We start from the raw sequence: 12,063 nt of genomic DNA, 5'->3' as shown, positions 1-12,063 counted from the left end.
CCCTATTTAACCAATACTTTTCTATTTTTGGAACCAAACCTGTAAAGTCTTCATACGTTCCTTTCCAATCGCTTGGAACATATTCTTCAAATGAAGCCGGTTCAGGAAACAGTGAGTAGAACGTTTTTTGATCAAAGTCCACTAAAAACGAAGGGCTAAAATCTAATACGTCTTCTTCATCTTCGCTTTCTATTTTATTTTCAAACAGGTTTAAAAGAGTAGCTGCATCTCCTTATATGACGTTAAACAAACAATTCTCTCAGCAAAGAAACTGCCTTTTGTAAAACGAAACCCTTGACCAAGTAACTGACACTCAATCAAGGGTTTTTAATAATTAAAAAGTTATTTTATTATTAAATTAAATATGTTCCCTCTTAACTTGCTCAAACCATAACCTTGCAATGGAACTTGCAGTTTCATTAGAATCAACTGTATGCACAAGCTCATACTTATAATCTGCCGTTAATTTATTTGCTTTAACATCGTAAACCATTTTAATCTCTGTTGGCATTTCACGATTGTATTCTTTGCATAATTTAATCATTTCTTTAATATCTTCATTGATTATTTTAACAACTGCTTTTTGACGGACTACAGAAGTATCATAAGAAAAATCGTCTTTATTCTCTACATTAATCAATGCATCATTAAGTTTATGTCTCTCCACAATTTCACCATTGATATTATAAAAAAAATCATTCGAAATAAGACCTTCTTCATAAGAACAGTATACATATATTTTATTTGCTCTATCGAAAACATACTCTAAACATATCGAAACCATATCCGCCTGCAATTCACTAAAGTAATCCTCAAATACTTTCCCCAATATGTTCACTCCTAGTTTAGTATATTTATTCACCCATATCTTCCGTTTATCTCACATTCAACGATAAATTCTGATGGCCTTTTATTATTTCCATCGTATTTAATTTCAACATTAACTTTTACTTCTTTAGGTGTACCTGCATGATCCGTTTCATAGAAGTAATCATACTCTCCTAGTTTATATCTTATATCAGGCTTTAATTTATATTTTTTATGGAAACAGTATAACAGCTTTTATGCCCTTTATAAGTAATTCCTTATGTACATTCTACGTCTTTGTACTTGTCATACATTGAACTACCCCCACTTACTCTCTGAGCTACGCTCGTTTCAATCCTTGAGGTGGGGGTCTTCTCGGCTAAAATGATAAAATGTCATCTCACCTAGACTCGCAATTCTTTTTCTAATCATTTCACTCGTACTTTGTTTTTTTATTTATATATTCGTTATTGTGTTTCCTATACGATCTGCTTGTAAAATATAAAATAAGTAGTAAGTCTACTTCATTAGAACGAACCTTATACCTCTACTGGCCCCATAAAACCAGTAATAATAAGAATATGTTCCTTCAATTTGACCTTTTTTAAGTTCTCTACTTTTTCTGCTCCACCTAACCCTAATAGAGGTGTATAACCAAAACACTCATCATACTCTAACTCATTGTATTGTTTAAGCGCTTCGGGATAAGGCTGCCAAGATAAATCTTCATCCCTGAATTCTAAATCAGCAATATTTTGAAAGAAAAATTCAAATGTAAACATAATAATCTTTACTATGCCATACCTGTAATTAAGTAATCCAACATATCCATCCGCCCAAATAATCAAGTCTCCCATACTCGTAGCAAACAATACGATTGAATCCTTAAATCTTGGACAACTCTCCTCCAAGATTTCTATAAATCCCTCTGGATTTACGCTTTTAAAATACCCTTGCATAAATGTACCAAATCCATAATTACTCCAAAAATTTATCACTTCATTTGGTACTAATTCTTTATACTTTTCAATGATTTCACTCGGAAATTTACTATGCAACTTAAAATCTTTTAAATATTGCTCCATTCAAACTCCTCCCCTAAAGCATTAACTTTACATTCAAATACGTATTTTTTAATTGTTCTGGTGTCATGTTTTTCGCTACTTCCTCTATTTGTTTATCAATACTCTTGATTCTAGACCTCCATTGACTACCTATAGAGAAATTAATCCTCTTATCTCCTATTATTTCAGCTTTTCCACCTGCTATCTAGTCAGGGTGCTTGGGTAACTAACCATGACTGAGCTTTTTTCTTTGCTTGTGATAACGGTAATCCCTCACTTTGAAGTTCATTTACCTTTTGTACATAAGCTTTTTGTCTAGCTATTTTTGAACTGCATTTCCTTCTTTCGCTCTACCTTTATCAATAAATCACTCTCGATTTTCCTGGTATTCATATACGGTTAATTCATTCATCCCTTTTTCTTGATCTTTTAACTGTCTTGTAAATTCTTCTGAATCGAATTTAGTTTTGTAGGTAAATTTCACTTTAACTTCTTTTGTTCTAGGTATATCATCTAAATGCTTGGCTTTATCCGTATCCTTATTTAAAACCAAAAGCGATAATTGGGTTACCAATTATCGCTTACTAAGTCAAACCATTTGATGTACTATAAAGTAACAATTATTTTATTATCTGTGATAGTTCTAAAATTGGTGTAATTTCTCATCATGTTATTACCATATGCACTAACTGCTTCATTACCACACACCAATACTAAATTAAAGCTTGTTATTTTTTACTTCTTCAAACCACTCATCAGCAATATGACTGGCTGTTTTAATATCGTCATGCGTATAAACTAAGTCATACTTGTATTCAGCTTTAAAATTGCCACTCTTAACATCATAGATTAACTTCATCTCCGTTGGCATATCTCTTTCATATTCTTTGCATAATTCTTCAATCTTTTCGATATCTTCACATATTATTCGCAACACCATAAGCATTCTTTTTTGAGACACATCATATCTTTCGTCTCCATTCTCCAATGCATCATTCACTTTATGACATTCTACATACTTATTATTGATACAATAAAAGAAACTGCCTGAAACAATTCCTCCTTCACGTGAAGCATAAACATATACTTTATCAGCTCTATCTTCAACGTACTCCATACATATAGATATCATATCAGCTTGTAATTCACTAAACTTATCTTCATATTCTTTCATTTTGCTGTTTTCACTCCTTAGATTAACTCTCAAGAATTCCAGTTAACCTTACCTAAAAAATCTTTTCGTTCCTTTGGTCACCATAGAGTGACCCACCTTATTTATTTAGATACTTGCAATGACTAGCGATTGGAATAAGCTATTTTGACGCTATTCTATTTTATAAGCCTTAACTTTTATAAAATAGAAAACAAATGATGAAATGCGCAAATGCGTTTAATAAAAGCACCGATTGCCTAGAAAATACAATCGGTGCTCCCACTTACTCTTGCAAATTTTTTATTGCCAAATTAATCTCATTAATTCAGGAATAAAAGAATTTATACCTATTTACGAACGTATGTTTTATAAGTTTCCCAATAAAATTAACAAACAAATAAGTTTAGCAGCCCTCTAGGGTTATTTGTCTTTGAGGCTTTTTATAAAATCTTCAAAGCTATAAGAAATAAGGCTAAAGTGCGTGTTAGAAGGTTCATATTCTTCTTCGTAGATGTCTTCCATGTCTAAGCTCCAATAATAAACCGCTCCAGCATTTTCTCCTGATAATGACAAGCAAATTTTGTTATCAATTGGATCTTCGCCAATAATTAGAAGATTATCAGGGAAAAGCTAAAAATACATTCTGTACATTTTTATGCACTTCTTTAGTAAATGGAAGTATGGATGTTAAAGACGACGTGATTTTTTTGTCTAAGGTTTGAAACCTTCGTATAGTAGGGTTGCCGCCATTGGTTTTAAGTAAAAACTCTTTATAATCATCGGGCAATTCAATATTCCACTCTTCTTCAAATGATTGAATCTCTTGCAAATTTGCAGGCTTACTATTATTTTTAATCTCTATATTCATAAATAAATATTAACCTCCCTCTATAAATTATCTCGGTCTATAACTTTGCAACCCATATCATCCCTAGAGATTCTTTCTTTTAGTTTCAAGTTTTATAGTGAGAGTGTGACACCCTTTACATGCTGTAACAAATCATACATTAAAACGTGTGTGCCAAGTTTACATACAATTTCAAATCAACTTCTATATCATTTTCAACACTTGTTCTTTCACATTTTCGTCAAACTTAGCTCCTTCTACATTTGCTCCTGTCCAAACTACATTGTCGAGTTTAGCACCGGTAAAATCCGCTTCTGTGAAATCCCCATTTAAAAGGATTGCTCCGGTAAAATCCGCTTCTGTGAAATTAGCATTTCTAGCATCTACCTCTGATAAATTTACATTTTCCAAATGCGCTTTTTCAAATTTACCATTTGTCAGATTGGCACCGCTGAAATCCGTTCCCGTACAGTCGGCCTGTTCCGCATCAATTCCTGACAAATTTGCATGGCGAAATGTAGCATGATTTAAAATTGTTCCAACTAATTCTCCATGTGAAAAATCAACCTCATCAAAACGAGTTTCAAAGCAACTACTTATATTTAGTTTTGCATATTTCATATATGCTTTAGAAAAATCCGCTTCGCCAAACCTACAATCTGCCATGTTAATTTCCTCTAAATTACAACTTCTGAAATCAGCTAACTCAAAATCGCAGTCATGAAACGCTGCTCTCATTAGTGAAGAGGCTCTCAACACAACACGTTTTGCCATAATACGCCTTGCCATTACTTCTGACAGGTCTGAAAAACTAAGGTCTAAATCACTCATATCTACCTGATCTATAACCTCATCATTATATTGAGATCTATTTACTATTTCCATGACCCTTATTCGATCGTTACTTTCCTCATCCATGATTACAAATTCCTTTCCTTTAATTTTCTAGATACTTCTTCCAAGCAACATTAGGCGAATACGTGACAACCATTCGACTTTCATGAAAGCTTGGCACAGCTATTACTTGAGCTGGTTCTAAGTATTTCATTACATGTAACCACCGATCTAGCAATGTATCCCTATCAGCTTCTAATGGATTTTGTAAAAGATCCATACAAACCCCACCCCATTCCAATTCTGATACGACAGCGGGACTATTTAGTAGGAATTCCTTATCAAACATTTCTAAAATATGACCACTAAAATATGTTCTAGCTCCTACCCCCAAGGGACCGTTAGGAAGAAACCTGACCGGTATAGGTAGTGAAGACATATTCATCCACATATGTAAGCGTTCATATTCAGTATTCCATGGATAAGATGCTTTCCAAAAAATTTGCGACACTCCATAACGCGGCTTTACAATTTCTGCGATTTGATCAGATAACTCAAAAAAAGCAGACCATAATTTTTTAGGTATTGATTTATGGAACTCAAACTCCAAATATGAACTATGACTCCAGTTAACTTTAAAACTCCCTTTATAGTGCACCGCTTTATCACGATACAGGTGAACTTCAGATACTCTACGCTCTGAAATCACTTTTTCTAGAATTTCCCGACGATTATATTCTACCTTTACTGTTTCAGAGTTACCCCAATGGGTAGGAGCAAATTTTTCATTTGACTCAAACACATCCAAAAGACGACCTAATAGCTCCTCTTCGTTAAAAGCTACTGTGGGGTACATTGAAATTGAAAAATAATTAGGTTTCATCTATATCCCCCTTACATACTAGATATCATATCAGCCTGCAATTCACTGAATAAATCTTTAAATTCTTTCATACTACTTTTACTTCTTTAACACTAATAAAATGCTGTAAGGCCATGCTTGCCATCAATAATGTATTTAACTATAAATCTCTGTGTGTGCATATGACTCTCAGTATAAATGTTTTTAACGTCAAAACCTATTTTTTGAAATACTTCTTTCAAAATTCAACCTCATTTCCCTTTGACTTCCTGATATTTTTTCACATTCACATCAGGCATCTAAAAAATCAAAAAACGGCTCACAAAAAAACACTTGTTGCCTAAAAGGCAGTCAAGTGTTTATAGTTCATCAATGAACTGGTCCCATGAATTCAGTAATAATAAGAATATGTTCCTTCAATTTGACTTTTTTTAGATTCTCTACTTTTTCTGCTCCACCAAGCCCTAATAGAGGGGTGTATCCAAAACATTCGTCATAAGATATTTCGCCCCATATTTCTACTGCTTTTGGATATGGCTTCCACTTTAAATATTCGTCCCGAAATTTCTCCGAATCTAAACTTTTAAAAAAGTATAGAAAGTTTGGCATAAGTGTTTTAAGTAACCCGTACCTAAAATTAAGCAACCTTACATAACCATCAGCCCATATTACTAAATCCCCCATACTTGTTGCAAATAATACTAAAGAATCAGTGTATCTTTGGCTACTCTCTTGTAAGATATCAATGTACTCCTCTGGATTGACACTTTTAAAATAACCTGCCATAAATGTTCCAAATCCATAATCCTGCCATAAATCTATTATTTCTTTAGGGACCATATTTTTATACTTTTCAATCAGTTCACTGGGAACTTTATTATGCAACTTAAAATCTTTTAAATATTGTTCCATTCAAACTCCTCCTTTAATGTGTTAACTTTACATTCAAATAAGTATTTTTCAGTTGTTCTGGTGTCATATTTTTTGATATTTCCTCTATTTGTTTATCAACAATTTTAATTCTAGACCTCCATTGACTACCTATAGAGAAATTAACCCTCTTATCTCCTATTAATTCTCTATACATCTTTTAAAACAATCCATAAAATGGTCTACCAATGTCTCATCAACTAAAGCGATTGGTTCTGGATAATATGTAACTCCTTCTGTCCGGTCACGTATTCTCCTAGACCGTTTGCCGCCACAAGACCGTAGAGGCCTTTTTCGGTTTGCTCCAGGACTTTGAAGGATTTGGCAGATTTATAGGCGTCTAAGGCGTGATCCGCTGCGCTTAGGCCTTTAGCTATTTAATTGAAACAAATAAAAATGAAGACTCTTTGAAATTATATATCCTCAGATAAAAGAAAGCACTTGCTGGCTGTTATAGACCATCAAGTGCTTTATAGTTAGCTATATAGAATAAGTTGTAAGTTTCTTGTGTGCTCCATGTGACGAATAATTTCGAAATTTAAAATTCCATCCGGCCTAGTAAGTGTATCTGTTTTTCCCACAAAATATTGTTACACAATTCCACAGCCATACAACCTCCATGAGCTAAGTGTTTACTCTTAACCCTTAGTCATGTAACTTATCAAGAAATTCAGTAAATGTTGCTGCAACGTAAAATACATTCTCTCTTGCACGCTCTTCCCCCTGCTCTTCCGTTAAACCCTCTTCCTCGATTAACATTTCTTTTTCCCAAGCATTTTCATGTTCCCAAAAAACCACAATCGGATTATCTTCATGATCTTTATAATCAAAGCATATTAAGTTTCCAGACGGATCGAAAGCAAAAGGGATTAACTTTTTCGGAAGTGTATCCTGATAATCATTAAAGACTTCTAGAATATGCTCATCATCTTCAACGTCATATGTTAATAATGTTCCAAATACCTTTTCTTTTCCTTCAACTTGAAATAATTCAGGACTAACATGGGCACCATTATAATCCATAGCAACCTCTATATAATCTAAGGGAAATTTCACTCCTAATTTTTCTCCAACATTCTCCACTTCATTCTTAGTGACTGGTTCATCCCATGATCTCCAATTTATATTACTCATCTAATACCATCTCCCCATAATTTGTTTCCACCTAAATGATTTACTTTATGCGTTTTAGATACCACAAGTTGCATCTTACCAGGTACCTGATGATGGTGCCATGTTAATCCTTTAATTCTGGCTTCACCATTTTCGATATCTCGAAGTTGTTTTGATGTAAATATGTCTTTAGATATTTCCTCGTGTCCAATCGCTTCTTTTAACAGCTCTGTACATTCTTTAAATTGTCTATCATCAGTTGCTTTGAACAGACTCTCTTTTAGTTTCATTGAAAATTTAACATCGCCTCCCCTAAATATTGGAAAACCTAAAACATCATAATCTACGCCTTTCACATGTTTTCCTCCCGCTAATCCTTTATTAACTATATTATTCTTTGGTGAAGCATTCAAATAATCATCCACATGCCCCACTACTGCTTTAAATTCTTCAATACTATCATAACCATGTTCTTTAATAGTTGTATCATCTACAACTTTCAAAAAGTCTTCAACACTTTCGTAACCTTTAGGAACAATAGACCTATTAATGAAGTTTCCATTTATATCATAATCATTTTTAATTACTTCATCAATTTCAGAGCGGTAGATATCACCCGTGCCCCTGATATCCTTTTGAATTGGACGTTCACTCACACGCTCTACTTTTACAGGCTCGTCAACCTTCCAAACCGTCTCAACCTCAACCTCGTCACCCAGCTTTTTAACATCGCTCTCGGACATAAACCTGCCGCCAGGTCCACGGTAGCTGTTGCGATCCGGATAATATTTAACTTTCGCTACCATCTGCATCGTCTGTTTCTTCACATTCTGCAAGGTCTCCCTCACCGTCTGCTAGGCAAGTGCTGGACCTGCTGGTGCTAGTTCTGGCACGAGTCTTGGCATGCTGCTGTCTAGGATGTTGTTATATGTTTTATGTAGCGACTGTGTCCAAGAGGCCGGTGCGTTTTTGACGCTTTGGTAGGCTTGCTTTGTGACGTTGGCAACGGCGCTTGTGCGAAGCGTGTTGCGCATGTTGTTGAGCTTTTCGGTTCCTTTGGTCGCAAGGCTTTGTCCCATTTTCCCCGCTACCTTCGTAGAAAGCGCCCCAGCTCCAGCAATTCCTAATGCTTGCAGAAGGCTTGCTTTACGCTGCTCTTCACTGATTTTATTCCCGAACATGTCGCGTCCGGTCACGTATTCTCCTAGGCCGTTTGCAGCTCTTCCTTATTCCTTATCAAGGCGGCTGCTACAGTCAGGTGAGATTTGAAGAGTTTTACACCAGTGAGAAAGGCTTAAATTAAAGTCTTAGTTGCTGTATAATATAAAAACACACTGATTTTCACAAAATACAGTGTGTTTACTTATAACTTTAATAATTATTTAAATAGGATTACTGGGATACTCTTTTAAATATTGTTCTATTAAGCTCTTAGTTTTTTCATCTATTGGTACTTCATCTAAATATCTATACTCTCTCATCTTTTCATGCGCTATGAAGCCCTAATTTGCATTAGACCAATCCGTGCAATCAAATTGTATAAAGAATTTTCTAGTTTGGTTAAACATTAGCGTAAAAGAATACTCTAGTTCTTGGTTATTTTCTTTAGGAATTTCTCTAAGCTGTTCATTAGAATCAAAAAGCTTATCTTTTATCTAATCGGTTTTTAATAATGTTTTAGAAATAAAACGTAGATTATACTTTCTTTATCTACGTTCTATTAATTTATTCAAATCCTATAACCATCCATTCATCCACTACATCCCAAAAATTTAAGTTATATTCTGGTTCTTCTTTTGAAGACCACAAAGTAGCATTGTCATTCAGACTGTTTTTATAGTCAACTACTACATAAGTCCCCATTCCATTGCTGAAAAATCCATAAGAAGATGTGAAATCAATTCTCAAATTATGTTCTCCAATTTCATCAACAATCTCCCATTCATAATCATCTAGATACGTAACATCTTCTAGTGATTCTAACCCCATTGACTTACTTGGATAATAGTAAAATCCATTATGAACATTTTCATAAAAGCTTCTAATTTTATCCGGGATGTTACTCCAATCTTCTTGAAGCTGCTCGTTGTTAAAGTATTCTTTAGGGTTTCGACCTTCATAATATAAAATTTTCCCTCTTGAATTTTTCACCGAATACAACATAGAGTATCGATTACCAATAGCCATTAATTCAACATCAATTAAAAATTCATTCAGGAAAGATATGGTATTGCTCATTTCACTACTTACATATCTTTTCCATACATTTAATATTTCACTTATCCTAATAGATTTATCTTTCTCTTTAAAAATTCCTCTCCATTCATCAGGAATTAAATCCTTTTGGATATTATCAATGTCATTAGGTCCTATTAAGCTCACAGATAGTTTCTTACTTAGTGTATATTTATTTAAGAAATCTAATTTATCTTGAAGCATTATCCCTGTCAACTCCCTATTCTTTTAAAAATCCATCTATTAAACCCTGTATTTTCACTTGCAATTCTTTTTCAATTCCCATCATTTTCTTTCTAAACGTTGGATCAACCTCAATATTTCTTTTTTTATATATTACCCATTCCTCATAAGTTTTTGACCCTTTAGAAGTATTAGCAATTTTACTTAATCCTATAAAGTTATCCCTATAATTTAACAAAGCTACTTGCTGTTCATAAGTTAACTTGTCAAAACCTTCCATACGCGCAATGTTCTTCATAGGTACTATGTGATCAGCTTCTAATCTCTTGGTAATCTCTAGACCAGGTAGCGCAGGGTCAGGCATAGGCAAGTCAATCCCTTCATTCACCATATCTCTAAGCTCATCAGTAGGCGTTTCTTTTCTTAATCTACTATAGAGTTTATCAGATATTTTTTGATCACCGTACCGTGCTCCCGATTCACTTTCAACTCTCCGAGCCGTTTCACCAGTTTCACCACTTCGTACAGAAAACATCCGCCCAACATCTTTTCCAGTAATCCACTCATCTACCACTGGCATACGCGTTCCAGTCAGCGGTTCTTCTACTACTCGGACCTTCTTAGGAGCCAGCTTAATATCTCCGGCTTGACTAATTTTCTTTTTGACGTAATTCGAAGAAGAATGATAAGCTTTCTGAACGCTTTGCAGCGGCGGCATAATACGTTGAGTCGCTTGTTTGCTAAGTACATTCCGCATATCACTAAGTTTCTTCGCTCCGTTTGCCACGGCATTAGCCCCTGCTTTCGCTGTTTTCCCCGCTACCTTCGTAGAAAGCGCCCCAGCTCCAGCAATTCCTAATGCTTGCAGAAGACTTGCTTTACGCTGCTCTTCACTGATTTTATTCCCGAACATGTCGCGTCCGGTCATGTATTCTCCTAAGCCGTTTGCAGCCACAAGACCGTAGAGGCCTTTTTCCGTTTGCTCCAGGACTTTGAAGGATTTGGCGGATTTGTAGGCGTCTAAGGCGTGATCCGCTGCGCTTAGGCCTTTAGCCGTTTTGTAGATGGCTTTTCCGCCTTTTGCGGCTCGTCCTACCCAGCCGACAACCGGAATGAAGCCGGCTGCTGCCATGGCTCCTGCTGCGACGCGCTGTGAGGTGGAAAGTTTTTCACCCGTAACAGGGTCCACGCCTTCTGCTGCTCGTTTATAATCATAATATCCGCTGACCTCTCCTGTAAAGGTAGAAACCGCGTCCCACGTTTTTTCATACCACGGTTTGTTTGCTTCTTCTTCTTGCTTTTTTTCCAGCTCGTATACTTCTTCTTGCTGCTTGTTGTAATCAACATATGAAGTGGCATAGTCGTTTAGCTTTGTTTGAACTCTATACAGCTCGCTGTCGTGATAGGCTTTTTCGTCAAAGGCAAGCTGATAGACACTTCCTCCTTGACTCGTAGCAAGCTCTAAGCCGCTTACTAGCGTATCCACTACCGCATAGAAGTCGTCCATTTCGCTGTATTCTTTTGACCATTCAGCGTCAAGCTGGTTCACTGCTTCAATTGTATCGGTGCGTTTTTTCTCTGCTTCTTCTATTTTATCGTTAAACTCACTCGTTGAAAACGCTGAAATAGAGACGATATCATCGATGCCGTTTAAAATACTCTGCAGATCGTCGTGCTGCTGCGCAACCATTTCTTTAGCATTGCTATTGGCGTTTTTTAGCTCTGTTTCTAAAAATGATTCAGTTACAATCGTGCTTCCTGATAGCTTTGCTTTTTCAGCTTTAACGTGAAGCGTTGAAAAATAGCTTTGCTGCATTTTAATTAAGTTTTCCCACTGTCCGGCCGTATCGGCGTGCTGCTTATAAAAAGATTTTATATTGTCAGCGCCTTTTCCTTCTAAGCTGCCATCTAAGTCCGCTACGCCCTGCAGCGCTTTTTTCAGTTCACCCAGCTGGCTGAGTAACTCATCGTAGGCTTTTTCCCTGTCTTTTGCTACATCAAACAGCGCTTTTGCATCGTATACCTTTCCCACAGT

16 protein-coding genes and 1 pseudogene are annotated in these 12,063 nt (G+C 35.6%); all 17 read right to left on the bottom strand.

Annotated features, from left to right (window positions below; translation table 11 throughout):
- Positions 1-358 precede the first annotated feature (358 nt).
- Positions 359-784, bottom strand: a complete 426-nt coding sequence (locus MMB68_RS20200) for a DUF600 domain-containing protein (protein WP_277549310.1) — start codon at positions 782-784, stop codon at positions 359-361.
- 562 nt (positions 785-1,346) lie between these two features.
- Positions 1,347-1,892, bottom strand: coding sequence for a T6SS immunity protein Tdi1 domain-containing protein (locus tag MMB68_RS20195; RefSeq protein WP_277549275.1), 546 nt, complete (start codon positions 1,890-1,892; stop codon positions 1,347-1,349).
- 13 nt (positions 1,893-1,905) lie between these two features.
- Positions 1,906-2,025 carry a polymorphic toxin type 15 domain-containing protein gene (locus tag MMB68_RS20190; RefSeq protein ID WP_346780485.1) on the bottom strand — a complete coding sequence of 40 codons (120 nt, stop codon included), beginning with the start codon at positions 2,023-2,025 and terminating at the stop codon, positions 1,906-1,908.
- A gap of 213 nt (positions 2,026-2,238) precedes the next feature.
- Positions 2,239-2,445, bottom strand: coding sequence for a polymorphic toxin type 15 domain-containing protein (locus MMB68_RS20185; RefSeq protein ID WP_277549274.1), 207 nt, complete (start codon positions 2,443-2,445; stop codon positions 2,239-2,241).
- 144 nt (positions 2,446-2,589) lie between these two features.
- Positions 2,590-3,045 carry an immunity protein YezG family protein gene (locus tag MMB68_RS20180; RefSeq protein WP_095380291.1) on the bottom strand — a complete coding sequence of 152 codons (456 nt, stop codon included), beginning with the start codon at positions 3,043-3,045 and terminating at the stop codon, positions 2,590-2,592.
- A 399-nt stretch (positions 3,046-3,444) separates the two neighbouring features.
- Positions 3,445-3,597 (bottom strand): hypothetical protein, encoded by a 153-nt coding sequence (locus MMB68_RS27560; protein ID WP_481861943.1) that lies wholly within the window; start codon positions 3,595-3,597, stop codon positions 3,445-3,447.
- Between the two features lie 46 nt (positions 3,598-3,643).
- Positions 3,644-3,892: an SMI1/KNR4 family protein gene (locus tag MMB68_RS20175; protein ID WP_277549273.1), complete on the bottom strand. Its 249-nt coding sequence runs from the start codon at positions 3,890-3,892 to the stop codon at positions 3,644-3,646.
- Positions 3,893-4,075: 183 nt separating this feature from the next.
- Positions 4,076-4,789 carry a pentapeptide repeat-containing protein gene (locus MMB68_RS20170; RefSeq protein ID WP_277549272.1) on the bottom strand — a complete coding sequence of 238 codons (714 nt, stop codon included), beginning with the start codon at positions 4,787-4,789 and terminating at the stop codon, positions 4,076-4,078.
- Between the two features lie 19 nt (positions 4,790-4,808).
- Positions 4,809-5,588, bottom strand: coding sequence for a hypothetical protein (locus tag MMB68_RS20165; protein ID WP_277549271.1), 780 nt, complete (start codon positions 5,586-5,588; stop codon positions 4,809-4,811).
- Between the two features lie 348 nt (positions 5,589-5,936).
- Complete coding sequence (locus MMB68_RS20160) at positions 5,937-6,479, bottom strand: T6SS immunity protein Tdi1 domain-containing protein (protein ID WP_098589913.1); 543 nt, start codon at positions 6,477-6,479, stop codon at positions 5,937-5,939.
- Positions 6,480-6,492: 13 nt separating this feature from the next.
- A pseudogene (locus MMB68_RS20155) lies at positions 6,493-6,639 on the bottom strand (polymorphic toxin type 15 domain-containing protein); the annotation flags it as partial.
- Between the two features lie 503 nt (positions 6,640-7,142).
- Positions 7,143-7,631, bottom strand: a complete 489-nt coding sequence (locus MMB68_RS20145) for an SMI1/KNR4 family protein (RefSeq protein ID WP_277549270.1) — start codon at positions 7,629-7,631, stop codon at positions 7,143-7,145.
- Positions 7,628-8,437, bottom strand: coding sequence for an HNH endonuclease (locus tag MMB68_RS20140; protein ID WP_277549269.1), 810 nt, complete (start codon positions 8,435-8,437; stop codon positions 7,628-7,630). Before MMB68_RS20140 ends, MMB68_RS20145 begins: the two co-directional genes overlap by 4 nt.
- A gap of 27 nt (positions 8,438-8,464) precedes the next feature.
- Positions 8,465-8,806 (bottom strand): hypothetical protein, encoded by a 342-nt coding sequence (locus MMB68_RS27555; protein WP_481861942.1) that lies wholly within the window; start codon positions 8,804-8,806, stop codon positions 8,465-8,467.
- Between the two features lie 306 nt (positions 8,807-9,112).
- Positions 9,113-9,265 carry an immunity protein YezG family protein gene (locus MMB68_RS27550; protein WP_137738957.1) on the bottom strand — a complete coding sequence of 51 codons (153 nt, stop codon included), beginning with the start codon at positions 9,263-9,265 and terminating at the stop codon, positions 9,113-9,115.
- A gap of 70 nt (positions 9,266-9,335) precedes the next feature.
- Positions 9,336-10,049, bottom strand: coding sequence for an SMI1/KNR4 family protein (locus tag MMB68_RS20130; RefSeq protein WP_277549268.1), 714 nt, complete (start codon positions 10,047-10,049; stop codon positions 9,336-9,338).
- Between the two features lie 16 nt (positions 10,050-10,065).
- On the bottom strand, positions 10,066-12,060 hold the full coding sequence (locus MMB68_RS20125; RefSeq protein ID WP_277549267.1) for a ribonuclease YeeF family protein: 1,995 nt from the start codon (positions 12,058-12,060) through the stop codon (positions 10,066-10,068).
- Positions 12,061-12,063 lie beyond the last annotated feature (3 nt).

This window comes from Priestia sp. Y58 (assembly GCF_029522095.1).
Taxonomy (GTDB): domain Bacteria; phylum Bacillota; class Bacilli; order Bacillales; family Bacillaceae_H; genus Priestia; species Priestia megaterium_E.
Note: the sequence above shows the minus strand (reverse complement) of the source record. Positions and strands in the feature narration are given on the sequence as shown.

What these genes read in the sequence shown, in the direction of transcription:
- MMB68_RS20200 (WP_277549310.1), bottom strand. Translation starts at nt 784, where the DNA reads ATGGTTTCGATATGTTTAGAGTATGTTTTCGATAGAGCAAATAAAATA.
- MMB68_RS20180 (WP_095380291.1), bottom strand. Translation starts at nt 3,045, where the DNA reads ATGAAAGAATATGAAGATAAGTTTAGTGAATTACAAGCTGATATGATA.
- MMB68_RS20130 (WP_277549268.1), bottom strand. Translation starts at nt 10,049, where the DNA reads ATGCTTCAAGATAAATTAGATTTCTTAAATAAATATACACTAAGTAAG.
- MMB68_RS20145 (WP_277549270.1), bottom strand. Translation starts at nt 7,631, where the DNA reads ATGAGTAATATAAATTGGAGATCATGGGATGAACCAGTCACTAAGAAT.
- MMB68_RS20170 (WP_277549272.1), bottom strand. Translation starts at nt 4,789, where the DNA reads ATGGATGAGGAAAGTAACGATCGAATAAGGGTCATGGAAATAGTAAAT.
- MMB68_RS20195 (WP_277549275.1), bottom strand. Translation starts at nt 1,892, where the DNA reads ATGGAGCAATATTTAAAAGATTTTAAGTTGCATAGTAAATTTCCGAGT.
- MMB68_RS20175 (WP_277549273.1), bottom strand. Translation starts at nt 3,892, where the DNA reads ATGAATATAGAGATTAAAAATAATAGTAAGCCTGCAAATTTGCAAGAG.
- MMB68_RS20165 (WP_277549271.1), bottom strand. Translation starts at nt 5,588, where the DNA reads ATGAAACCTAATTATTTTTCAATTTCAATGTACCCCACAGTAGCTTTT.
- MMB68_RS20160 (WP_098589913.1), bottom strand. Translation starts at nt 6,479, where the DNA reads ATGGAACAATATTTAAAAGATTTTAAGTTGCATAATAAAGTTCCCAGT.